This window comes from Acidisarcina sp., from assembly GCA_035539175.1.
Lineage (GTDB): Bacteria > Acidobacteriota > Terriglobia > Terriglobales > Acidobacteriaceae > JANXZS01.
The window spans coordinates 1-25009 of sequence record DATLIY010000004.1 but is presented as its reverse complement, the minus strand read 5'-3'; the positions used below and the strand labels follow the sequence as shown (position 1 = coordinate 25009).

Genomic DNA, 25009 nt, shown 5'->3' with positions numbered 1-25009 from the left:
AACTTGATCTGCGAAATGAATTCGCGGTCCAGCTCGCCGATTCCGCCTTATCGCTGCAAAGAAAAAGGCCCGCTCCGGAATTGGAACGGGCCTTTCAGTTGTTACAACGTAAAGGAGCAGCTTCCTACTTTCCTGTGCCTGATACGCTGACCCGGGAAGAATGGCTTGCACTACCATTGACCGGAATCAGGGTTGTGGTCAGGTAACCGTCGTGCGATCCGGCCGTATCCGGACGGAAGGACAACGTGACCTGGCAGGATGTTCCCGACTTGAGGACTGCCGGGCACGAAGAGTTGGCTGCGTAACCTGTTGGAACGGTAAGAGACAGGTAGCTGGCCAGCCCAGTGTGGTTCGTTACATTGAGGGTTGTGGAAGCTGCGGTGAAGAGGGACTGCTGCCCAAAGCTGACGTTCGATGGGCTGAGCGTTACTCGTGCATTTGGCAGAACCTTTCCGAGTGCTGCAACAACGCCGGCCGGAGGCGCTGTGACAACCCCAGCCAATGACACCGTTGTTGAGAAGTTGTAGTTGATACCATCCGTACTGCCTAAGACAGTCAAAACATCGGTCAGCAGATTGTTAGCAGGATTGATTGGATCGTATACCGTCGGGCGGAAGATAACGCCTACAGTGCACGATGAATTCGCTGCGATCAAACCGTTGCAGCCAGGACTCGGAAGCGGAGTGAAGGCAACCGGGTTCAAGGTTGTGCTGAACCGGAGATAGACCGGAACAAAGGTAAGGTTCGTCAGAGTAAACGCCATCTGCGACTGCGTAAACTCCGGAGTTGGCGGGAAGGTTAAAGAGTTTGGACTCGCAACAAGCGCAGGAATCGTAGCCGTGCCATTGAGAGCCACTGTGACAGATCCGCCAGCAACACCGCTGGCAATCAGGAGTTGTGCGGAGCGAGCTCCATTCTCCGGCAGCACCGGCTTAAAGACCACGGAGACCGTGCAGCTTGTCTTGCCAGCCAAGGTGGATCCGCAAGTCTGGGAGGAAATCCCGAAGTCGCTGGGATTCGATCCCGTGAAACTGAAGGTCAGGCTAGTGGAGCTCTTGGTCAGGTTTGTGATGGTTAATGTCTGAGCCGCTGAAACCGATCCATCCGGTGTTACGGCAAATGTGAGCGACAGCGGAGTCACGCTCAGGATGCTCTGCGCGGTCCCGGATAGCGGGAAGACGTCCGTGTTATACGGCGGCGGGGTGTTGAGATCATCATTCACGACATTCAGATTTTCCTGGAATGTCCCCGACTTGGATGGCTGGAAGACGACACCAATCAGGCAGCTTGTACCGCTAGCCAGTGTGGAAGTGCCCGAGCAATCCGGAACCGGCGCAGAGCCCACGGACTGCTGCTGAAAGTCCTTCGGGAAGCTCAGTTTCTTGATGCTCAGCGGGGTGTTTCCAATGTTGCTGGTCTGGATAACCTGGGGCTGGCTGGTGGCGCCAATCGGCGTCAGCGGGAAGTTGAGCGGGAATGGGAAATTCTGGACCTCTTCGATCCGGTTTGCCAGAAAGTCCGGGATGTAGAGCCAACCAATTGGGTCGATCCAGATGCCGCCGAAAGCGCCATAGCCCGGTTGAGAAGGCGTTTGTGCACCTGGCACCACGGCCTGAACCAGTCCATCGGCTGAGACATAGATGATGCGGTAGTTGTTGGTGTCAGAGATATATAGATCGCCTGCCGCGTCCAGAGTCACATCGCCGGGCGCTTCCAGGGCCAGGTTATTGATCTGACCGATGTCGATGGACACAGTCGATTGGGCCCCATTGGGAGCAACCCGCACCACTCGATTGTTGCCTGTATCGGCAACGTACACAGTTCCGGAGGGATCGATCGCAACACCGTTGGGCTGGACGAATCCAGAGCCGACCGTCGTCTGATGAAGCCCATTTACCTTGCCATCTTCAAATGGAATCTTAATGACCCGGTTATTGAAGGCATCCGCGACATACAGATTTCCAGCGCGGTCGAAACGCATTCCTGAGGGCAGAGACACATCGGTGGTCACGACAGATTGATGGGCGGAATTGAGGGTTCCATTTTCATTGGGAACCATCAGGATGCCCGCAGCACTATCTGCGATATACACATTTCCGCTCCCGTCGATTGCGACGCCATTAGGAAGCGTGAGGCCCGTTCCGACGACAGAACCCGTCGTGAGTTGCTGATCGAACTTCACAACGCGGTTGTTCAGGATATCAACGACGACGCGGTTCCCCGCCCCATCTACCTGGATAGCTACCGGCCCGTTGAGGGATTGCCCGGCGACCGTAGGATCAAAGGCATTGATGATACTCGGCCCATATGCAACCCTGCTGCCGAGGCCGATTCCGAAGAGTGGAAGGTTAAAGAGCTGCTGATTGCCAGAGTCGGAGAAGAGCACACCGCCATGGCGAACGCCAACTCCGTTTGGATAGTAAGTGATTGTCACGGTGCAGGTGCTGCCGGCGCCCAGGCTTCCGCCATTGACCGGGCAGGTGGTTCCGGTGCTGGAGATTCGGTAATCGGCTGGCCCAGCCGGGTTGGACTGCGCTATGCCTTCAGAAAATGCAACCACACTCCCGATCGATGACGTGGTAATCGCTGAGAAATTCAGCGTTGCAGTCGCGGCCAGCGTAGAGGTGGGAGAACTGATTGCGAAAGAGCCAAGATTGACGGAGTCGAGTTGAATCTTATCCACGATTGACTGGCCGCTGGTGGCATAGAGAGTGCCACCACCGAAGGCCAGTCCGTGAACTCCGGCGCTGCCCGGAATAGCACTGCTGGCAACGACCGATTGATCGGCCACTGTCAGGATTCCGGCTTCATTCGGGACGCGATAGATAACCGACTTGTTGCCGCAGGCTACGAAGAGATCCCCGGTTGGATTCACCGAGAGATCGAAGACCTGGCACGAGGACGAGGGAGTGATTGTGCCCTTGACGGTACCCGTGGTTGCGGAAACATCCACTACCTGTCCCGAGCCGCTGATACCTATATAAAGATTGTCCGCCGAATCCACGGCGAGCCCGCGAATACCACCCAGGCCACCCGATACCAGCGGCGTGACGACGCCACCGCTGATTTTGGAAACGGTATTGGTTGCCGCATTGGAGACATAGACGTTGCCGGCAGCATCCGCCGCCAGGTTGTAGGGCGTGCTAAAACCACTGAGAGTCGCATCGCCACCGCCACCCAACGGATGGCGAATTACATTGTTGGCTCCCGAATTTGCTACCCATAGATTGTTTCCGGAATCGACAGCGAGGCCAACGGGAGCACTGAGGCCGCTAATCGACAAAACTGTGCGAGTTCCGTCGGGCGCGACCATGCTGACCCGGTTCTGGTTAGGCTCGGAAACGTATAGATTGCCCGTGGCATCTGTCGCGGCGCTCGTTGCCGATTGAAAGGTTCCGCCAAACGGTGAAGACTCCAAGCCCGAAAAGACGATAGGGGCCGTTGCCGCCTTCACTGCAGGCGTCGCGGCTAATATTAGGACGGCTGGCAGAAGCCGCGCCATGGATCCGATTTTGACGCGAGACAGAGGGTTGTTACGCATGCAGAGCTCCTTTGAACAAAAACGAGGTCATTCTGGAATGACGCACACACGGACTCAAGACGGCGCCGGGTGTTGAGTTCTAAAGAAACTACAGAAACGAGGAATGCACAAAATCTCAAGGGGCTAGAGCTTCTTCATCAGCCTGCCAGCACATGTTTCGAAGGTGCTGCGCGGTTGAGTGTTTACCGAATAGCTTCCTCGGCTGCAAAGTTTATAACATTCTGGGCATTAGTGGTCTATGCAACCAAGATGTTAGATCGCAACGCCGAAAAGTTGGCGCTCGGTCTTCTCGAATCTTCCATGAATCGAAGTCTTTCTGGTTTTTTCGGTAGGTTCAGGGCCGGATGATTCCTCTTCCATACTCGATAGGGATCGAGCAGGGATGGGTTACCTCCTGTGGGCATACAGCTTCGCACAATTTGGCCCCGCGTGGAATAACACTTCTTAGCGAAAAGCAAAAAAACGACCCTCCGGAGAGGGTCGTTTGGTCAGCATGGGGTCTTTGCGAAACGGGTTGGTAGCTACCATAACGCTTCTAGAAACTGAATGTTGTTTGCAGGAAGATCCTTCGAACAGCACTCGACGAGGAGAAGATCTGGCCTGCCAGGGCGTTGGATTCGCCAAAAGTACGCGAAGTGAGAACGCCCGTTGGGTTGGCAAGATTCACCATGTTGAAAATATTGAGCGCCTGCACACTAAACGACAGGTTGTAGCGATTCGAAGAGGAACTTCCGCCGAAGCCACCCCGAGGCCCACCGAAGCCTCCGCCCCCACCTGGACCTCCGCCGTGAGGTCCACCAGGACCACCAGGGCCACCGGGGCCTCCCGAGGACCCTCCCCGTCCCTCCACCTTCGGACCAAAGCCAAAATTCTTGGCGACACGAAGATTCGCGGTAAAGCGTGCCGGGCCCTCTTTGTAGTTCACAGGAATGATTGTTTGTCCCGCGATCGGATCAGTATCAAAAGCTCCATACTTTGTCCGCACCACACTGGCGCGAGTGAGATCGGTCGCGAAGGCGGGACGATCGTTGTACTGAAAGTCTCCGTTGAGGTCGGTCCCGGTCGTGATGTTGAAGGGTGACCCGGAACTCGCCACGATAAATGGACTCAGCACAAACTGGTAAGGCAGAGTCGCGCTCCCGCCAAGAAAAAGGCGATGGTGCACGTCGTAAGCGGCACGGCCATAATCAGCATGAATATTGTAGGGCTGCGAAGGCTGGGAGTTGCTGCCGTTGCTATCCGCGCTGGCATGGCTGAACGCATAGAAGCCAAAGAGAGAAAAGCTCTTTGAGGGCCGCAGGTTCACGTTGGCAATCAACTGATTCTGATTGAATCTGCCTTGCGATCCATACTGATAAATGTTCTCCAGCGTACCATTCGGACGAACCCCGCTGGTGGGATCCTGCGAATTATAGGTGCCTGGCAGCGGCGCATTGATGTTGCGCGTCAGGTAGCCATCCTCTCCCCTGGCATTGAGGTATGTAACCGATACAGTTGCACTTTTATGCAACTGCTTTTCCAGGGAGAGCCCGGTCTGCATTGTGTAGGAAGCATGCATATTGGGATCGATCTGATAGCGGCCCGGAACCGAACCGGAGGAATTCGTCGCAGACGGTGTGACAGAAACTGCGGCACTCCCCGTCGACCCGGAGGAATACGTGTCTGGATCGGCAATGCTGATGATCTGCTGGTTGATCCCGTTTTGCCGCTGCGCCTGCAGGATGTTGGATAACGCAAAGCGGTCGTAGAAGAGCCCGAAACCGCCACGAACAATTGCTTTCGGCGCACCGGTCTTACTCTTGCCAATGCCCCAGGCAACTCCGACCCGCGGCCCAAAATCGGCGTGGTCATGAATCTCATTCTGGGATTCGAATCGGAGCCCATAGCTCAGCGTCACACTTTGACGCACCTTCCAATCGTCTTCCGCGTACAGGCCGGCATCGAAGACATTTGCTTTTGCCGTGGGATTTCCGGTCACGCTGGTGTACTGCGACGCTCCGCCTCCCATGGCGCGGATCTGCGCCGGCGACAACCCCTGCTGCTGCCCCTGCACAGTCTTCTGATAGGCGGAAAGGGAGGTGAAGATGTAAGTTCCATTGAAGCCCTGGTAGGAAGTGTTGTCGTCGCTCCTGTCCCGCAGGCGCGCGCCAAACTTCACGGAGTGGTTGCCCAGCGCCAGAGATGTATAGTTCTGAAATTCGTAATGATTCTGTATGTCGTTCTGCTTGCCTGCCGAACTGCCGCCGCTGTTGAAGGAGCCTGCAACCGACACCGTCACTGCGGTGGATTGCGGAGTCTGGGCATTCACCCTGCGCACCCACTGGAAGCGTGTTTCGTTGACAACCCGGGCTCCAAAAATCTGCGTGTCGCTTACCTGAATGTTGTGCTGCGTTTGACTCGAGTTGTAGCCGACAGAGGGCAGGCTGAATCCTCCCACTCCGCTGTTGTCTTCGGAGCTGGACTCGTACTCGTAGCGTGCCGTGAGCGTGTTGTTGGCGGCAAGCTGGTAATCAATGCGCGGAGAGATCTCCAGCCGGGTCCGGGGATTCCCCAAAAAGCTCACGAAGGAGACAGGCTGAAGATTGCTGTCGAGGATGGTGGCGTTGACCAGACTATTGTCGGCGATGCTCCGCCGATTGAAGGAGAGCGCAAACGATGCATTCTTATTTATGGGCCCACCTAGATTCGCCATCACCATGGAGGAGTGATAGGAGGGCTGTGGTGGCTGGGTGGTAGCGGTTTGGGTTACCGGGCTCCACGCCGTATTGAATGACGAGTCATTCCCATTCACGTTTACTTGCCCGTGGAACTTGTCGGTTCCAGGTTTGGTAAGGATCTCGATACGCCCGTATCCCAACGAATCGTACTGCGCAGAGAACGGGTTCTGATTCACGCGAATCTCGCGGATGGAGGATTTCGGAGGAACGTCGCCACCGGTAAATCCATCCACGTAAATCTGGCCTCCGTTGGGGCCTGCCGAGGGTCCCGCCAACGCCTGCAGCTCATTCGATAGCTCATCGGGATCATCGGAGAGCGCATCCAGGTCTTTGCCCCGGACGACGAGAGAGCTGGCATTACTTTCCGAACTGGTATCGAGTGTCGCGCCGTTGTCGGTAACCTCGACCTGCTGTTGCTGCAACTCAATCTGCAGTTTGATGTCCAGGCTACGGGATGCTCCCGCGGAAATTTGCACGCCCGGTCGCAGGTAGGCCGCAAAACCGCCGGCGGATGCACCGAGTTGGTAGACCCCGGCCGGAACTCCACGAATCTGATAGGCGCCGTCAGCACCCGAAGTCGCGGTGTACTTCGCTGCGGAGGCAGAGGTCAGGGTAACGGTGGCACCGGGAATCACTGCTCCGGAGGGGTCCGTAACCATGCCGCGCAAACTAACGTTCTCCTGGGCTGTGGCGGAGAGAACACCGAAGGGCAACAGAAAGACAAGAAGTGCGAAATACCTCAATACTCTTAAAAAAAACATCCCTACTCCTGCCATCGTCGATGGGCGGCTGGTACTGCATGGAAGTGAAGGTGCAAAGCTATTTCTCAAAGTCGGGCCGCCGTTATTGCGCGGCATCGGCCGAAGTGCTGTTGAGGTCCCATGGCGACAGAGTCATCGCCTGACTGCCTTTGGGCGTGGCGGCAACGATCGCTTCCACTCCGGCAAGCAGCGTGATCACGGTTCCGTCGCCATGGGCTGCGCCCGGTGTGGCAACGATCATGACGGTATCGCCGGAACGCAGTTCCGAGACTGGCATCGCGGGGAGCCTGCTCATAATCTGCTGCAGATCTGCCGCTTCATGGGCGGGCGTCTGGCCAGGCATACCCGCCGGCCCATGCGGCCCATTGGCAGCCGTGCCTGCTGCAGAAGGGCCGGATGCCGGTGAACCCGCCGGCGCTTCCTTGCCCGATACGCGGCGAGCCAGCATCTGCGCTGCCGTGGGGGGCAGGCGGCGCAACTGCGAGTCCGCGGTGATTTTAATCTCGATAAGCTTCTGCGTAGCGGAGTCCTTCATCGTCAGAACTTCGCCGGCAGGCTCGATATTCAAGACAATTCCGGCCAGGTTGCGGAAGGAGCCGCTGACGATCTCCTCGGCCTCCACTGCTCCATCGGCTGAGCGCGCTCCTCGCACACGGAGCTGATCTCCGGGCTTGATCTGGGCCAGCGTGCTCGACTGGGCATCCTCGAACTTCACAGAGTCGGGAGCGTACTTGCGGATTACGGTAGAGGAAGAGACGAGGATCCTCGTCTTCTTTGTATCCCCGGCACGTCCGGAAGAGACGGTAATCGTGTTGGCAACAGGATCGACCGCATTCACCAGGCCGCCAGTGCCATGCTTTTGCCAATCCTCCTGCTCCCGCAGGCGCTTCTGCTGGATGTCTTCGCCCTTCATCACGATTATGGAGGTGGCATCAAACGTGTGAGCGTCGGCCCCAAGGCTTCCCCGGACCAGAAGCCGGTCTCCGACCGCGACATCCTTCATCTCGATGGGCTGCGCGGCCTTCATGTCCTTGCTTCCCGCCGGAATCTTGACGATTTTGGCATCGGGGGCGGCATGGACAACTACATCCTGGGCCGTATCGGTAGTTAGCGAAATGCTGTCAGCGGCAATGGATTTCACCGTTCCCAACTGGCGCGAGGTCGCCTGTGACAAGGCACGCCCTGCAGAAATCGTCCAGAGCACAGCGAGTAAAACCAGAAGCGTATACGGGTATTGAAAAACCCACTGTTGCCTTCGTTCTGACATTCTCAAAAAAATCCCCTTAATTCGGTGCAGCATCCATTTCGATTCGAAGCCAGTATGACGCACCCTTGCCCTTGCGCTGCAGGAAGCTAAGGAAGAGAGAGGCTTCTACTTTGACAGACGTACGCAGAGGGAAAAGAGTCGCACTCTTATGCGAAAGAAAAGGAATAGAAACAGCGAAGTGTTATTCCATTAGGGAAATGCTGTCGGCCTGGGGCGTGCTCGGATTATGCGAGACCTCGGGCAGCAGGAACCACGGAAAGAATGACCTATCGGGGACAGCTTGCCGGATGCTTTTCTCCATCGACAACCACCCAGCCATTGTCCGCACCGCGGTGCGTCGCACAGTGCACATCGTGGATCCCAGCAACGAATCTTCCCCTGCTTGGGAAGAAGGCTTGACCGTAGGCAAAGACTGGGGTGTTCGGCGCTGCCGTGACTCGTCCATCCAGATCGTCGTTGGTGACAACCTCGACCAGCCGCACCTCGCCCGTCGATGTCGTCACCCGCAGCGGCAGAATCTGATGATCGCCATGCGGGCCGCCGCGCTGCGTCCGCGATGCACTCACCGTCACGCCGCAAACCATTACGTTATCCACAGTGCCGGATTGTCCCGATGCGAGAAGTTCGGTCAGCCGCTGGTTCACCTCTGGGCTGCACCTTGCCGGAACCGGAACATCGATGGCCGTGCACACCAGTGGACTTGCAAAAACGGCCATTGTCGCAACCAGGAGGAAACGGTAAAACTCTCGCCGCATGAATCTGGCTCCTCAAGTGAACTTCGCATGGAAATGCTAGCAGACACAGGGCCAGCTCCGTCTTCGACAAGGGTAAAACCAGCCCGCGCGACGCCCTGACAACTGTTCCGCGAAACGACACGGCAATGGTCCAGGGGGGCGGCTGTTACACTAAATGAAATCCCCTTTTCAAAGAAAGGCGTGGAAGACATGGTTGCAGAAGTCTCTTTGGTTGAAATCAAACGTGCCCGGGAGCGCATCCATGAATTCATCTACTGCTCGCCCTGCGCCAAAACCGAAGAGGTCTCGCAACTGACCGGCCAGCAGGTCTACCTCAAGCTGGATAACCTGCAGCGCACCGGCGCATTCAAGGAGCGCGGCGCGCTCAATCGCATCCTGACCTTGTCGGACGAGGAGCGCAAGCGCGGCTTGATCGCGGCCAGCGCAGGCAATCATGCGCAGGCGGTCGCCTACCACGCATCACTCCGGGGCATCCGGTCGGTTATCGTAATGCCGATGATGACCCCGCTGGTCAAGGTATCTGCCACGCGCGGCTTTGGCGCCGAGGTGGTTCTGGCGGGAGCCAACTACGACGACGCGTGCGCCAGGGCGCTCGAACTTTGTCAGGAAGAGGGCCTCACCTTCATCCATCCCTTCGACGATCCGGCAGTTATCAATGGCCAGGGTACGATCGGACTCGAATTGCTCGAACAAGTTCCGGATCTGGAGGCGGTCGTTGTCCCGATTGGCGGTGGCGGCCTCATCAGCGGCGTCGCATGCGCTATCAAGGAATCGAATCCAAGCATACGGGTTATAGGGGTGCAGACGGAGCGGCTTCCCTCCATGCTGCGAGCGATTCAAGAAGACACACCGGTTACCCTTCCGGCTGAAGCCACCATCGCCGACGGCATCGCCGTACGCCGTGCCGGCGACCTCACCTTCCCACTGGTAAAGAAGTACGTGGATGAGATCGTCACGGTGGATGAGGAGGAGATCGCCAAGGCCATCCTGGTGCTGCTGGAGCGCGAAAAGCTGCTGGCTGAAGGAGCAGGCGCCACGGCGCTGGCCTCTCTGCTGCAGAAGAAGACCTCACTCCACAATGAGAAAACCGCTGTACTGGTCTGCGGTGGCAACATCGACGTCAGCCTGCTGGCCAAGATCATCGAACGCGGCCTGGTAAAGGACGGACGCCGCATGCGACTGCGGATTCACTTGTCAGATCGCCCCGGCGCTCTGCACCTGCTCACGCAGATCCTGATGGATCAGCGCGCAAACATTGTGCAGACGCAGCACGATCGTGCCTACTACGGCGTGAGTCTCGGCGATACCGTGATCGATATGACACTGGAAACGCGCGGTACGGCACACATAACCGAGATCCTCGCGGCACTCAGCCACGAAGGTTATCGCCACGAGCGCATTGAGTAATCGCAAGCGTTCCTGCCAGCGTTCCCTCTTCCGATAAGATCAGCAGCAGCGCATGTTCACGGTCTCGCCGGTCTCTGGTGGGCCGAAGGCTTCGACAGGAACGGGTACGCCGTGAAGTGTCATCCAGCAACGGCGCAGAGCGGCAGCGACCACCAGAATGACCCCCAAAAGAAACAGCGCCATCAGCATCGTTTCCAGATAACCCTGAAATCTCGTTGCAGGGACCTGGGCCATCGGCCAGAAGATATCTCGTATCGACAAAACAGCCGCGTAAGCGGTGGTGACCGCTACGAAGACCATTGGCACCGCAGTGATCCACGCATATTTTGCCTTCCCCATATTCACCAGGAAGGTGGAAGTGACAGCGAGCGCGATTGTTGCCAGCAGCTGGTTCCCTGCTCCAAAAAGCGGCCAGATCGTCGAGATCGATCCGGTATAGATCAGATATCCCCATGACGCCACCACTGCGAGGGTGGAAACAAACACGCCGGGAGTCCAGGAAGTATTGCCGAACGGCTTGTACACGTGAGCAAGCAATTCCTGCAGAACATACCGCGCAACGCGCGTACCCGCATCGATGGTGGTTAAAATGAACAACGCCTCGAACATGATGGCGTAGTGATACCAATAGCCCACCAATCGGTCCATGTGGGGCAGGCCGCGAAAAATGTGCGCCATGCCGATAGCCAGCGAGACACCCCCACCAGTTCTGCCGGCAAGTTTCTCACCCACTTCCCGCGAAAGCAGGTCGAGCTCCGTCGTATGCATGCCAAGCTTCTGAAAGGTCGCTGGGGCCACGTTGATCGCGAAGTAATCTCCAGGATGGAGCGAGCATGCGGCAATTAACGCAAGAACCGCGACCAGAGACTCCGCCAGCATTCCACCATAGCCGATGAAGCGGGCATCCGACTCCTTGTCGAGCATCTTGGGCGTTGTGCCAGAGGCGACCAGTGCATGGAAACCGGAGATAGCTCCGCAGGCAATAGTGACAAAGAGAAACGGGAACAACTTTCCATGAATGATGGGACCGCCTCCATGGATGTAGGAGGTGAAGGCGGGAAACTGGAGTTGAGGATGCACCACAAAAACGCCAATGATGAGAAGCGCGATGGTCCCCAGCTTGACGTAGGTGGAAAGGTAATCGCGGGGCGTCAACAGCAGCCACACCGGCAATACAGACGCGGCAAAGCCGTAAATGGCCATCACAATCGTGATCTGATGAGGACTAAAGACAAGCACGTGTGCTATCGAAGAATTCGCGAACCAGTGACCTCCGACAACCGCAGCCAGCAGGAGCACGACTCCGAAGATGCTGGGGCCAGTTACGCGAATCTCACCTGGAGTGCTGCGGAACATCCACCAGCCCATGGCGATGGCGATGGGAATCGTCATGCCGATGGTAAAGACGCCCCACGGACTATTGGACAACGCATTCACCACCACAATCCCCAGCCCGGAGAGCGTAACGATGCAGATGAACAGCACCGCAATCATGGTGACAACCCCGGCAAATGGACCGATCTCCGTCCGCGCAATATCCGCCAGCGAACGGCCATTATGGCGGACAGAGGCGACCAGTACGGTGAAGTCATGAACACAACCGGCAAGCACTCCGCCGACGACGATCCATAGGAAACCAGGCGCGAACCCGAACTGCGCAGCGAGGGTAGGACCGACGAGAGGCCCCGCACCGGCAATCGCCGCGAAGTGGTGTCCAAACAGCACCCACTTCGGAGACGGCACGAAGTTAAATCCGTCTTCATAGGTGTGAGCTGGAGTGGGACGACGGTCGTCGAGCACAAGGGCGCGGGCCGCTATAAAGGCACTATAGTAACGATAGGCAAGCGCAAAAACGCATAAAGCGCCTGCAAGAATAGCTAGCGTGTTCATCGGATGGCCTCGAAGAATGCCACTCTGAAATCCCGGCAGTGAAATTCCAGCGACCAGTCTAGTCCACAGATAGGACAACTGTGTAGAGCGAACCCGGTAGACCCCAAACAGAATTTAAGGAGCAGCCCCTTCCTGCTGGTGGAAAAGCTATTTAGCCCTTAGACTTACCTTGACGTAGCTGGATTCCAGCGGGCTCAATGAAAGCATACGGTTCACCCCCCACTCTCTCCGATGTTGCGCGCAAGGCAGGTGTAGGCATAACGACGGTCTCCCGCGTTGTGAATGGCGGGGACCAGGTGAGCCCGCAGACTTTGCAGCGCGTCAAGAAAGTAATTCAGCAGATGGGCTTTATACCCAATCAGGCCGCGAGGGTTCTGAAAGGGGAACGCACCAAGATCATCGGCATTCTCATTCCCAGCATTGCCGACCCATTCTTCTCCACCTGTGCGGAGGCCGCGCAACAGATTGCGCGCGCTAACGACAGTCTGCTTATCGTAGCGGGAACGAACAACGACCCACGCCTGGAGATGGAGAGCATCCGGCTGCTGCTGCGCCATAGCGCGGATGGTCTCCTCCTGGTCCCGGCCAACGATCAGAACAGTGAGTTAGCGGCCTTTCTGAACTCGATGTCTGCTGCGGCAGTCGCCTTTGACCGGCCCGTCTTCTCGTCCAGGATCGGATCGGTCGTCACCGACAATCTTGAGGCTGCCTATAGGGCCACCCAGCACCTGATCCAGCATGGGCATCAGCGGATTCTTTGCCTGTGCGGCGAGTCGCAGCTCTATACGCTGCGCGAGCGCATTAGCGGATACCGGAAGGCCATGGAGGAAGCTCGCCTTCCTTCGCTGGTTGATATGAATGTCAAGGATTACCGGTCGGCGGAATACGCCATTGAGAGCCACCTTTCCAGCGACTTTCCGCCCGATGCCATCCTGACGCTGAAGAACAGCACGACGATCTATGCCTTTGAAACACTACAGAAGCTCGAAGTTCCCATTCCCCAGAAAATCGCGCTGATGGGGTTTGACGACTTCGAACTCGCCGGAACTCTTCGTCCCTCCATCAGCGTTGTGCAGCAACCGGCCGAAGACCTGGGACGCGTCGCGGCAGAGCTTTTGTTTGAACAGATCCTGAACCGGCATAAGACAAAACGCGTCAGCACGCCGAAGCGGGGATCCCAGATCAAGCTGGAATCGCGACTCGTGCTGCGCGCCTCCTGCGGCTGTAAGGTGGCGTCCTAGCAGGCTGGTTTGGCCGCGACGTATCGCAAGGGGTGATGAATCCTCAGCGCAAAGAAGAGTTGTTGCCATTCAGCAGCAGCGCGAGGTTTCCCCGCCGCGAAGAAAGATCTGGAGCTTTAAATCGTCAGATGAGTCGGGATCTTTACCCGGCGGCTCTTTCGCGAGCGTGAGGACCGCGCGGCGCTCATGTAGCGGTCGAGGAACGTAGTGATCTGCTCGACGAAGGTCGGCTTTTCGGAACTCGGTTTCGAGGTCATAAGCGCGTTTTCGAGGATGGTGCTCTCCTCTTGTTCCCTTCGAGCGTTCTTTGGAACTTCTTGACAGTCCAAAATCACTCCAGATGTTTGGGATACCAGTTGGGAGGCAGACGGGTGAAGCGGACTCCCGATCGGAAATCCGCTCCAAAAGCGGAGGCGTTTTCGCTCTCCGCTGCTCCGGAACCTCAGCAGATGAAATTGCAGCTTTGACTTGACTCGCTAGTGACTGGATCGCGCGCTGTCCAGACTTGCTACCAGAGTGGTGACGCGAAGGATGGGATCGTTACAACAGCCAGCTACGGAAAAACGCTATCCGTGTGCACGCATGCGCTCGGGGTGAACAGATTCATCCGGCGTCGGCTAAACGCGAGACACATCTGATCGGCATTCAATTCTCGGGGATGAATGCGGTACCCCGATAAGTACATGATCGTGCCGGATTTCACAGCGAATACATCGCTCATGTCTAAATAGATGCACGAACGAATAAGGGTGATGTACCACTGCGCGAAAGGAGCCGCTAAAGAAATTGCTCTCCGGCGGTCATACCTCGGCATGAAGAAGTTCTGCCGGCGGGGATGCAGGCAAGGTTGTAGGCATTGAGCGGGTAATAGGGTCAGTTTTTCGGATGGATTATTGTAAGAGCCTTTTACATCCAAAGAGGACGTGAGCTTGAGCATGCATGAGCAATTCGTCACATTTAATGCGGGCTATCGACGACAATTGCAAATCCATAGTGTCTTCCGCGTCTTGCATTCCCTTCCATCGAATGACCGTGAAGCACCATTCGTGCCAGCCGGATTGCAGAATCACGGTGTAGAAAATTCGGGAAGAATTATGCGCCGGCGTAAAGTTGGAAGGCTCCCCAATACAGCGGCTTGCGGTAGATGTCCGTAGAGTGCGCCAACGAAAGTTTGGCTTCGCGCAGGGCTACGTCCGGGGGAGTACCCTTTTCGAGCGATTTGTAGAGTCGATCCATCAACTGGGGAGTTGAGGCATCGCTGACCGCCCACATCGCTCCAATGACGTTATGCGAGCCCGCTCGAAGAAAGGCCCAGGAGAGTCCGACCAGACCCTCTCCGGAATAGGCCTTCGTACCCGAGCCGTAGCAGGCAGAGATCGTAACAAGCTCTGAGCGGAGAGGAAAATGGACGATGTTTCTCGCGTAAAGCTTGAAGTCGTCGGGGCGATCGGAGGTACGCGACAGCACCACCGCGGAATCCAGCGGACTCAGTTGGCTGGCGATTCCATGCGCAACAAAGTGAATGAATTGATACTGGCCGGGCTGATTTGCAAAATATCCCTGCGGAGAGGCCTGCTCTTTTGTCAGAACTTTGCGGTTCCCGGCAGAAAAATGGCTCGAGATACTGGCGATCTCCTCCGGTCCATTCGGCAGATCGGCAAACTCCTCCGCGGGGGGTATCGGATCGCCGATCAGGAGCAGATTCGGCGTCTTCGTCCTGGCAGGATGCGAGCGGAAGGTTCTCAAGAGCCGCAGTGAATTCGCTGTCGTCAGAGTGGCGTCTTCCAGCCAAAAGTGCGGACTTGGATCGGGCGTCAGAAATGTCTCGAAGTTGACCTTATTCAGGCTTCCGTCAGGAATCAGGAAGACCCTGGAGTACCGCGGAATCAGCGCCTGGGCGGGAGCTACAAGATTGGCGTAAAGCCACTCCCCTGCGGCGGCGTGCTTCGCCAGAACATCGGTTGAATTTGTAATCTCCCGCTGATACTCCTCCACATGGGTGTCGATCTCAGATTGTCCAGGCAGATTAAAGAGGCGAATCGCCGTGGGCGTAACCGCCCATAGGTAGGAGCGGTTGGGACCTAGAAGGTACTCCAGCACGGTGCCGTCGAGCGATTTTGCGATGATTCGCGGCTCGATTCGGCGTGATTCCTGCTCAAGAGACTTGCCCGCTCTGGCGGTGCTGCTCCGAGGAGTAATTCCCAAGCCCTCCTCCAGAGTACGCGCGCGACTGTCGTCGAGGATCTGGAGTGCCTGCGCAGCTTTGCCGGCCTTGACCAGAAACTCTACATAATCCAGGTAAAGCTGATTGGCATTGGAGAAGAATGGCAGGCGATTCTCTTCGTCATGAAGTGAGGATCGCTGACTCTCGAAGGTGGCGATCGATCGCAGATACCACTCTTCGGCTCTCTTCGGGTCCTCCTGCCTCGCATACACGTTGGCGAAGGCATCCTCCACCTCCCAGCGCAGCGAGGGCGTCAAATTGGGAGAGGCGTAGACGGTCTTCAGAGTCGCTTCAGCATCGGCCAGTCGCGAGTTACGGGTGGCAAGCACAGCATTCAGAAAGAGCGGCTCAAGCTCCGCAGACTGGTTCCCTGCCGATTTCGCCAGATCGAGCGCACGGTCGATATGAATCTTGGCCCAGGCGGCTTGCCCCTGTTGCAGCATCTCGAAAGCCAGCGCTACATGGGCGTCGAGCATCTGCACCCGGTTCTGCGTTGCTTCCGCAATGGCGAGCGATTTCTTGTAGTAGGTATCCGCGGCCTTGTAGTCGTGGAGTGCGACCATTGCGAGGCCGGCATTGTTGAGCCAGGTAACCTGATCGAATGCAGATCCCAGCTTTTCGGCCTGGGCCGCGGCCTCCTGCGAATTTGCCAGCGAGCGCTCAAAGTCGCCCAGTTTGTAGTACGCCCATCCCTCGTTTGCCAGGGCTTTTTCGAGGATTAACCCGGCCTCCAGGGTGCGGGCCAGCTTGGAGGCAGCATGAGACCAGTAAAGCGCCTCATCATAATGCTCCCGGTGGAGAGCAACTACGCCAATATTCAGATCGAGCGTCGACTCCAGAAAGCGATTGTCTTGTTGCCTGGCGAGGTCCAGTCCCTGCCGGAACATGGATTCTGCGTCGTCCAGATTCTCTTTTTCGATATCGACAACCCCGCGAGTGCTCAAAAGCTCGGCACGCAGGGGGGAATGATTCTGATCGACAAGCTTCTGGGCATGCGCGAGCGCGTCCGATGCCTCGGGAAACTGGCCCATGCGAGCCCAGGCCAGCGCCCGATTCATATCGCGCTCTATGGCTACATCCCCATTTTCCAAGGACGCTGGCAAGGGATCGGTCCACAGCTTGAGGGCATCCTGGCTTCGCCCCTGCAGGATGACCGCTTTTGCCTCAAGGCTGCGAAACTTCCAGGCCCACTCCGGCTCCGAGCCCAGGAATTGCGCCTGGGCCTTATGAGCCTCGCGCTCCGCTACGGCCAGATTGCCGGCAAGTAGATGCTTCTGCACCTGCTCGAAGATCGCTGAAGCGCTTGGAGGAGGAACCCGATTGCAGCCGACGAGGGAACATGCCACCAAGACGGCAAGTCCTATCGCACATCCTATGGATAGGTATGACCGTTTCCGCGAGCCGAGGCGACACCCAGAGAACCGTGCACCGCGCAACCCAGTTCGGCGCGAACCATGGTCAACTGGAAGCCCCCCTGGGCGACGACGACCTCGCCAAAAAAGAACCGGCCAAACTCCTCGATCTCGACCACGTGCCCGAAGGTCTTCCCGGGAATCTCTCCCTTCAAGCTGTCGACGAGAGAACATACGACGTGGCCTCTTTCCTCGATTCCCTGTTGCGACTCTACCCAGGCATAGCGTTCGACTGCCCAGGCTGGAACCTTCTTGCCTTTGGTTCTCTGGTGATGCTGATCCCGCACCCTCTTCAAGAATCCTTCGTGCCGGGTCCAGGGACACCCCGGATACCCTGTTTCCGGCGTCAGCAGCCCCAGGTTCATTGCGGGCTCGACCGGAACACCACCAATGCGCAGATTCTGAAAGTGAGAGCCTACAAAGGTCACCTTGGGATCGTGCCCTTCCACTGGATGCTCAATGGATATCTGGGCAACGACACGATCCGCTGTAACCACCTCTAGAATATTCAAATTTTCAACGGCTGAGGTGACAAGAGTGGTCCACGCGCCGTTTTTCAGGCTCATGCCCCCGGAGGCATGCGTGAACGCCCCGCCGCACGAGGCTATTTCTTCGAAATTAAAGGCTCCGGACCGCGTGGAGGTATAGCCTCCGGCAGCAGGAAGTGAGACGGCAGCTTGCGAGGGGACGACCTTTTTTACGGGGTGCTCAAGAACTCCCCCGAAAGAACTGGCATCAGCGTGGTAGTAGTGGACTCTCTTGCTAGCTTCCATGGTTTCTCCGGCCTTGCTGGATTCACTTCTGGAACGTCAATTGAAAGCGATAGCGCACCAGATCAACTGGGGTCTTTCGCTGGCCCGACACTGAGACTCCCTGCACCAGGAGGAGGTTCAGTCCATTCATCTCCTCCGTGGGAAGAACACGAATCGAAACAGAATCCCTGGCTTGATCCTTCGAAACCTCACTTTGCCAGAGCAGCTTTCCGGACGGAGAATACAGGGAGCACAGATAGTTTGAAAAGCCCTCCTCGCCCGGGATATCCACCTGCAGCAGAAATGGCTGGAGGTTCCGAACCTCCATAGCAGGGATTGAACCCCCTCGACTGACGCCATTCACCAGGGAGAGCGAGGACAGAATCTCCGGTTTTCCAAGGGTGGCAACCTGGTGCTTCAATCCGGGATACAGGAAGAGATTCTGATAAACGATCACCAACAGCAGGACGGCCAGCGCTGGAATCAACCAGACCGGGCGCAGGAAGGATGGAAGGCCTTTCCCTTGTCTTGATGCCTGCCCTTGTTCCAACGCTTGCGGCGCCACCTGCTCCAGAGGGATCTTCAGTTCTCTCCGGACCTGCTCAAGAAAAGCATCCGTCAGGCGCAAATCCTGTGCACACTCTTCGCAATCAAAGAAGTGAGCCTCAAACTCGTCGCATTCTTCGGGAGACAGCTCCTTGAGCAGATATTTTTCGATAATGGAACTTCTTGCGACGTCCCGATGGTCCATTTCGTCCAGCCTCGGTGGAATAGTGCGTAGAGATAGGTAAATCGTGACAGCGAACCGGGCGATTTCAGCTAACTTAATAGGGTCTGCCCGCACCAAACCTTTTGAGATACACATTTTTGAACGAGAGTTTGGCACGGTGGATGAGAACCCTTAGATACTCGCGGTCAACTCCAAGTTCCCTGCAAACATCTTCCTTATCTCTTTCCTCCAGTAAAACTCCTCGTAGCAGTTTCAGGTCGCGCGAAGGCATCTCAGCGAGAATCCGCCGCACCACGCGCTCAGAGTCTTTTGAGAGCAAAATATTGAGAGCATTCGGTTCCGGCGACGCAACGGTGGCCTCGGTCACCTCGTCTATAGGGTCACTGCGGCTTCCCGCGCGGTAGTACTCCAGCAGGACATTGTTGCAAACGGAGTTGACGTAGGCTCCCAGGCGTTCGGGCTGGCGGATTGCTCCCTCGCTACGCAAGGCCGTCAGAACGCGGGTAAAGGTCTCCTGACACACATCCTCGATCGCATCGCGGGATTTCAGGCGAGAACGCAGCTTAAGGTGAATCAGCTCACTGAAGTACCTGACAAAATGCTCTTGTGTCCGGGCATCTCCCTCCTGCAGCTTCTTGATGTATGCCGCATCGAAGGTCTGGAATTGCAAGGCACGTACCTCGGAAAGCGCGTCAGAATTGCCACAAGTGTATACCAGGCTGCACAAACTTCTGAGTGCCTAAGGATCTTCTCAGTGCCTGGAATGGCAACCGGTCTCCTTATGCTGCGGAGTCATCCTTCCTGGTCGCACGCATGGTTCGAACGCCGGTGGACAGGCCCGCCAGCGCCATCACGCAAAATCCCGCACCTGCGTAGAAGGTGAAGGAAGCACCAAGCCTGTCCCACAACCATCCTGCCAGCACGCTCGACAGCAGCAGGGCAAACCCGCTCATCAGGTTGAAGAATCCGTATGCCGTGCCGCGCAGATCGGCCGGCGCTGTATCTGCCACCATGGTCGCGAGCAGACCTTGCGTCATGCCCATATGAACGCCCCACAGGGCAACTCCGGCTAAAACGGAGAGCCAGTGATCGTTGATGGCCAGGATCAGATCGGAGGCTATCAGCACAACCAATCCCAGCGCCAATAGCTTTGCATGGCTCATCTTGTCCGAGAGCTTGCCGAATGGATAAGCCGTCAGGGCGTAGATCACATTCATCGCCACCATAACGAGCGGCACGAGGGCAAGGGGAACTCCGCCCTGCCGTGCGCGCAGAACGAGAAACGCCTCACTGAACCGGGCCAGAGTGAAGATTGCGCCAATGCCGACTACCCACCAGTAGGCAACTCCGAGACGCTTCAGATTTTCCCGCCGGATTGGGTTCGTGCGATTTTCCGCCTGGCGATGCTCCGGTTCGCGCAGGCCAAAGAAAAGCAGGGAGACCGACATCAGGCCAGGAATCACGGCCACCCAGAACACAGCGCGAAAGTTATTGGCCCATAGCAACATCAGTCCAACGGCCAGCAAGGGACCGAGAAATGCTCCGACGGTATCGAGAGACTGGCGAAGGCCGAATGCCGCGCCGCGCAGATTCGGAGGCGTAATATCCGCAACCAGGGCGTCCCGTGGCGCACCGCGCACCCCCTTGCCGACCCTATCCAGAAGACGCGCGGTAAGGACGACGCCCAGAGTAGGCGCAATCGCGAATAACGGCTTTGTGAATGCGCCAAGGGCATAGCCAAGTACAGCCAGCGCCTTGCGCTTGCCGAGATAATCGCTGAACACACCGGAGAAGACCTTGACGATCAGAGCGGTGGATTCGGCCAGACCTTCGATCAGGCCGACACCCACGGCGCTGGCTCCCAGAACCGTGACCATGAAGAGCGGCAACAGGCTGTGGATCATCTCCGAAGAGATATCCATCAGCAGGCTGACGCAGCCGAGTACCCAGACGCCGGCGGGGATCTGGCTTAACGTGCTCCTTGTCGAGTGATTGGTCAGCCGGGTTTGCAAGGCAACGCTCCGCGGTAAACAGGGGAAACTCGGCAGCAGGATTCTGATGGTTTCCAGGGGGAAGAAGATGGCAGCTTGCAGCGGGCGGCCGTTTCCCTATTGCTCAAGCAGCATGAAGCAGATCTCGATAGATCGACAAAGTGCCGCTGTCAAAGCAGACGAACTTGACCGTCTCCACACCATTCGGCTCCGCAAACTTCTTCACGGTATCGAAGGCAATCTTCGCCGCCCGCTCGGAAGGAAAGCCATAAACCCCGGTGCTGATCGCAGGAAACCCGATGGACTTCACCTCGTGCTCGCGGGCGAGCTCGAGGGAGCGCCGATAGCAACTTGCCAGCAGGTCATCCTCCTGATGATCGCCACCTCTCCATACCGGGCCTACGGCGTGAAAGATCCATCTGGCAGGCAGATGAAACCCTGGCGTCGCCTTAGCGTCGCCGGTTATACAGCCATGCAGCTTGCGGCAGGCAACGAGCAGCTCCGGCCCCGCGGCACGATGAATTGCGCCATCGACTCCGCCTCCTCCCAGCAGGGAGGTATTTGCTGCATTGACGATTGCATCTACCGCCAGCCGGGTAATGTCACCTTGTATAGCCTCAAGCTGTGCCATGGTGAGTTCTCCTTAGAGTTCCTTAGCGGGCTCCCTGCGGGAACGTATCATGATAGCCCTCGCCGCGAGGATCAGCATGGTTGGGGCGGGTTATACCCACCATGCTGCATCGCGCCTGTCCCGAATCACGATTTCGTTCAGGAACTGGATAGCCCTGGTCAACCCTTCTTCGGCAGACAGCAGGCTATCCTCATGCTCGATGGAAAGTACGCCATCGTAGCCAAACATTCGGAGTGTGGATGCAAACTCCTTCCACCACTCCGCTCCATGGCCATAGCCGCATGTACGGAAGATCCAGCCCCGGTTGCGTTCGTCCGTATATGGCTTGGTGTCAAGCACGCCGGTTCGGGGCAAATTTGCTGGATAGAGTTGCGTATCCTTAGCGTGGACATGAAAAATCGCATCGCCCAGGATGCGGATTGCCCCAATCGGATCAATGCCCTGCCAGAACAGATGGCTGGGGTCCAAATTGCAACCCACGGAGGGACCGGCAATCGAACGCAGCCGCAGCATCGCCTCCGGATTGTAGACAACGAAGCCGGGATGCATCTCGATCGCGATCTTGACGCCATGCTCCGTGGCAAATTTCCCCTGTTCGGTCCAGTAGGGCACAACGACTTCGTTCCATTGCCAATCGAGAACCTCGCGATACTCCGGTGGCCACGGACAGGTTACCCAGTTCGGGGCAATCGCATTCAGCGAGTCGCCTGGGCAGCCGGAAAAATCGACGACCACAGGAACCCCGAGCTTCTCGGCCAGCAGGATTGTCTTGCGGCTTACCTCCCGCGCCTGCTGCGCATGCTTCTTATTGGGATGCAGCGCGTTGCCGTGGCAACTAAGGGCACTGATGCTCACACCGTAGTCGGCAAGCTTTTCCTGGAACTCCGCACGCTCCGAGCTGTTGTCCACCATCGACAACTTGCAGTGCGCATCGCCAGGATAGTTCCCTGTGCCGAGTTCGAGGAGGTCAATGCCGAGCGGCTTCAACTTTTCGAGTACACCTTCCAGCGGAAGCTGGGACAGTAATGGCGTGAATACACCGACTTTCATTTCTGGACTCCCTGACTCCTGTGCCTGCGCATCCTGGTGCGCATCCGACGGCCATGGTAAAGGAATGTAGCCCGTTGTTGCGAATCGCCGGCAGGCAGTTTTGGCTCCCGGATTGCACAAGCAGCGTCCTGGCCGTAGACTCAGCCGTCAAGATCCGCAGCGCTCTGTTCCGCGCGGACGAACCGATGGAGTATGCCAGGCCAGCTTTGCCGCCTAGTCACGCTGTCAGGGAAAAGACCGATGATCCGACTCATAAGCGCAGTCTGTGGCGCCATGCTGGTGGTTGCGCCGTATACGCATGCCGCATCCGCGGCGATTCAGGTGATGCTGCTGGACGGCCAAAGTGCAGGGCCATACCACGCCTGGCAGGTGACTACGCCTGTACTCAAAAAGGAGTTGGAGGAGACAGGGTTGTTTCAGGTTTCAGTAGTCACAGCACCCGCGTCCGCAGACGACCTGCGCAATTTCCAACCTGACTTCAGCCGCTACCAGGTAGTGGTATCGAACTATGATGCACAGGACTGGCCTGCTTCGCTTGAATCGCAGTTTGAGGATTACGTCAGAAATGGCGGAGGTCTGGTCGTGGTTCATGCAGCGGACAATGCGTTCCCAGACTGGCCTGGCTATAACAGGATGATCGGCGTTGGCGGCTGGAGGGGGAGAGACGAAAAATCCGGACCGCTCTGGTATTTCCAGGATGGGAACCTGGTCTCCGACACATCGGCGGGAAAGGCGGGTTCTCACGGGGAACGGCTTCCCTTCCTCGTGACGGCGAGAGCGCTGGATCATCCCATCATGAAAGGATTGCCGCCACTGTGGATGCACGCACCCGATGAGCTCTACGCAGCGCTGCGCGGCCCCGGCAGGAACATGACTGTTTTGGCAACTGCATATTCCGAAGCGGAGAACCATGGAACGGGTCACGATGAACCAATGCTGATGGTGATCCAATATGGAAGAGGCCGCGTCTTCCATACAACGATGGGACACGATGTGGCGGCGCTAAGCTGTGTTGGATTTATCACCACGCTCCAACGAGGCGCAGAGTGGGTAGCCACAGGCAGAGTCACGCAGAAACCGCCTGCCACCTTCCCCACCACAAACACGGTCAGCTATCGGGTGGATATCCTTCGTATGGATCCCAAGGTGGCTGCAACGAGCGCAATCGTGCCCGGGACTGCTCCTGCAAATCAATAGGCCCGTATAACCATTTGATTCTGAGCATCTTGCACCCTTCAGCTGCTGGGTGCTGCTCCGCGCCTTTGCCGGGAAGAGTGTTTTTCTCCCCCGGCCCAACATGTGTGACCTAAGTCCTATTTTGGCTTCCCTGCCCCTGTGTATTGTGGGTGATGGAAGGTTGCTGCCATGACGACCAGACCCTCGTATCCTCCTCTTGCGGTGGCAGTCGCAAACGAAACCGCGGAGAGAAAAAAGAAGAAGCCGTTTGTACGCCGGGTGTTGCGGGATCAGTCGCAGCAGGTTCGTCGTACGGTGCAATTCGCTTTTCTGGCCTTGAATGCCTGGATTGCGATTGAATTCCTGATGTGGACTCGCTATTTCGAGAGCCAGGGCGCGACCCGCTACATCGAGCGGCCTGCCGGAGTCGATGGATGGCTTCCTATCGCGGGCCTGATGAACCTGAAGTACTTCTTCATAACGCGGCACATTCCGGCAATGCACCCATCGGCTATGGTGCTCACCGCGGCCTTTCTGCTCTCCAGCCTGCTATTGAAGAAGACCTTCTGCTCGTGGCTCTGTCCTATTGGCACCGTCTCAGAATATCTATGGAAGCTGGGCCGCAAGCTCTTCCGCCGGAACTTCACCGTGCCCCGCTGGCTCGATCTTCCTTTGCGCAGCTTGAAATACCTGTTGCTGGCTTTCTTCCTCTTCATCGTCCTCAGCATGTCTGCCCAGGCTCTCAACGATTTTCTGCTTGCGCCCTTTGGCATCATCGCTGACGTAAAGATGCTGAACTTCTTCCGGCACATGAGCCTTATTGGAATCGTAATTGTCGCATTGTTTGTCCTCTTGTCCGTCTTCATCCAGAATTTCTGGTGCCGATTCCTCTGCCCATACGGGGCTTTAATGGGACTGGTTTCCACGTTGAGCCCGGTGAGAATTCGCCGGGACGAGGAAGCCTGCATCGATTGCGGCAAGTGCACGAAGGCATGCCCATCCAGCCTTCCAGTGGATCGCCTGATTCAGATCCGATCCGTCGAGTGCACGAGTTGCATGGAGTGTGTTGCAGCATGCCCTGCGGAAAACGCTCTGCAGCTATCGCTTCCGCCTCGCGCGATCCACGAGGGAGTAGGCCCTGCAAATCGATGGCGCAAGCGTGCCCTGCAGCCCAGGGTTGTGGCTGCTGCGCTGGCGCTGCTCTTCTTCGGACTGGTGGGGGCCGCTCGCGCAACCGGTCACTGGCAGACGAATATCTCCCGCGATGTCTATATGCGGCTGGTTCCGCACGCTGATGAATACGGACACTAGGGTGTATCGACATATAGGAACGGCCGCCGTTGGTTCGCAACGCATGTCATTTTTTTTGCGGTGTAAGTGAGGGCTACGGTTCTATCGTTTGGCCGGATTCCTGCCAACCCTCCGGGACGGGGTCCGTTCCCCTCATTTCTTCGTCGGTCGTCG

17 protein-coding genes are annotated in these 25009 nt (G+C 57.2%); 4 read left to right on the top strand and 13 right to left on the bottom strand.

Annotation, left to right across the window (positions count from 1 at the left end; translation table 11 throughout):
• Positions 1 to 124 precede the first annotated feature (124 nt).
• The 4 genes from VM554_01410 to VM554_01395 all read right to left on the bottom strand — a co-directional run bounded on the left by VM554_01410 (position 125) and on the right by VM554_01395 (position 9041).
• Entirely contained in the window at positions 125 to 3541 is a 3417-nt protein-coding gene (locus tag VM554_01410; protein ID HVJ07019.1) for a choice-of-anchor D domain-containing protein, read from the bottom strand.
• Positions 3542 to 4076: 535 nt separating this feature from the next.
• Positions 4077 to 7019, bottom strand: a complete 2943-nt coding sequence (locus VM554_01405; protein HVJ07018.1) for a carboxypeptidase regulatory-like domain-containing protein — start codon at positions 7017 to 7019, stop codon at positions 4077 to 4079.
• A gap of 82 nt (positions 7020 to 7101) precedes the next feature.
• Positions 7102 to 8286: a DUF5666 domain-containing protein gene (locus VM554_01400; GenBank protein ID HVJ07017.1), complete on the bottom strand. Its 1185-nt coding sequence runs from the start codon at positions 8284 to 8286 to the stop codon at positions 7102 to 7104.
• Between the two features lie 266 nt (positions 8287 to 8552).
• Positions 8553 to 9041 carry a hypothetical protein gene (locus VM554_01395; protein HVJ07016.1) on the bottom strand — a complete coding sequence of 163 codons (489 nt, stop codon included), beginning with the start codon at positions 9039 to 9041 and terminating at the stop codon, positions 8553 to 8555.
• 189 nt (positions 9042 to 9230) lie between these two features.
• On the opposite strand from VM554_01395, the gene ilvA reads away from it, so the two are divergent.
• Positions 9231 to 10448, top strand: coding sequence for a threonine ammonia-lyase (gene ilvA, locus VM554_01390; protein HVJ07015.1), 1218 nt, complete (start codon positions 9231 to 9233; stop codon positions 10446 to 10448).
• 39 nt (positions 10449 to 10487) lie between these two features.
• Here ilvA and VM554_01385 read toward each other — a convergent pair whose 3' ends face one another.
• A complete protein-coding gene (locus VM554_01385) occupies positions 10488 to 12338 on the bottom strand; it encodes a carbon starvation protein A (GenBank protein ID HVJ07014.1) in 1851 nt (616 codons plus the stop codon).
• A 197-nt stretch (positions 12339 to 12535) separates the two neighbouring features.
• On the opposite strand from VM554_01385, the gene VM554_01380 reads away from it, so the two are divergent.
• On the top strand, positions 12536 to 13579 hold the full coding sequence (locus tag VM554_01380; GenBank protein HVJ07013.1) for a LacI family DNA-binding transcriptional regulator: 1044 nt from the start codon (positions 12536 to 12538) through the stop codon (positions 13577 to 13579).
• A gap of 116 nt (positions 13580 to 13695) precedes the next feature.
• Here the strand turns inward: VM554_01380 and VM554_01375 are convergent, their stop codons facing one another.
• From VM554_01375 to VM554_01340, 8 genes are all read right to left on the bottom strand, one after another.
• The gene (locus VM554_01375) at positions 13696 to 13836 is read right to left on the bottom strand and encodes a hypothetical protein (GenBank protein ID HVJ07012.1); all 141 of its coding nucleotides are present in this window, start codon (positions 13834 to 13836) and stop codon (positions 13696 to 13698) included.
• A gap of 835 nt (positions 13837 to 14671) precedes the next feature.
• Positions 14672 to 17083: a CHAT domain-containing protein gene (locus VM554_01370; protein HVJ07011.1), complete on the bottom strand. Its 2412-nt coding sequence runs from the start codon at positions 17081 to 17083 to the stop codon at positions 14672 to 14674.
• A gap of 92 nt (positions 17084 to 17175) precedes the next feature.
• The gene (locus VM554_01365; GenBank protein ID HVJ07010.1) at positions 17176 to 17988 is read right to left on the bottom strand and encodes a choice-of-anchor P family protein; all 813 of its coding nucleotides are present in this window, start codon (positions 17986 to 17988) and stop codon (positions 17176 to 17178) included.
• 22 nt (positions 17989 to 18010) lie between these two features.
• A complete protein-coding gene (locus VM554_01360; protein ID HVJ07009.1) occupies positions 18011 to 18718 on the bottom strand; it encodes a zf-HC2 domain-containing protein in 708 nt (235 codons plus the stop codon).
• A 73-nt stretch (positions 18719 to 18791) separates the two neighbouring features.
• Positions 18792 to 19367 (bottom strand): sigma-70 family RNA polymerase sigma factor, encoded by a 576-nt coding sequence (locus VM554_01355; protein ID HVJ07008.1) that lies wholly within the window; start codon positions 19365 to 19367, stop codon positions 18792 to 18794.
• 109 nt (positions 19368 to 19476) lie between these two features.
• Complete coding sequence (locus VM554_01350; protein ID HVJ07007.1) at positions 19477 to 20709, bottom strand: MFS transporter; 1233 nt, start codon at positions 20707 to 20709, stop codon at positions 19477 to 19479.
• 103 nt (positions 20710 to 20812) lie between these two features.
• Positions 20813 to 21319 (bottom strand): O-acetyl-ADP-ribose deacetylase, encoded by a 507-nt coding sequence (locus tag VM554_01345; protein HVJ07006.1) that lies wholly within the window; start codon positions 21317 to 21319, stop codon positions 20813 to 20815.
• Between the two features lie 90 nt (positions 21320 to 21409).
• Positions 21410 to 22369, bottom strand: coding sequence for a sugar phosphate isomerase/epimerase (locus VM554_01340; protein ID HVJ07005.1), 960 nt, complete (start codon positions 22367 to 22369; stop codon positions 21410 to 21412).
• Between the two features lie 240 nt (positions 22370 to 22609).
• Between VM554_01340 and VM554_01335 the strand changes: the two genes are divergently transcribed.
• Together VM554_01335 and VM554_01330 are read left to right on the top strand one after the other, a co-directional pair.
• The gene (locus VM554_01335) at positions 22610 to 23566 is read left to right on the top strand and encodes a ThuA domain-containing protein (protein ID HVJ07004.1); all 957 of its coding nucleotides are present in this window, start codon (positions 22610 to 22612) and stop codon (positions 23564 to 23566) included.
• A gap of 168 nt (positions 23567 to 23734) precedes the next feature.
• A complete protein-coding gene (locus VM554_01330) occupies positions 23735 to 24856 on the top strand; it encodes a 4Fe-4S binding protein (protein HVJ07003.1) in 1122 nt (373 codons plus the stop codon).
• Positions 24857 to 25009: the final 153 nt, after the last annotated feature.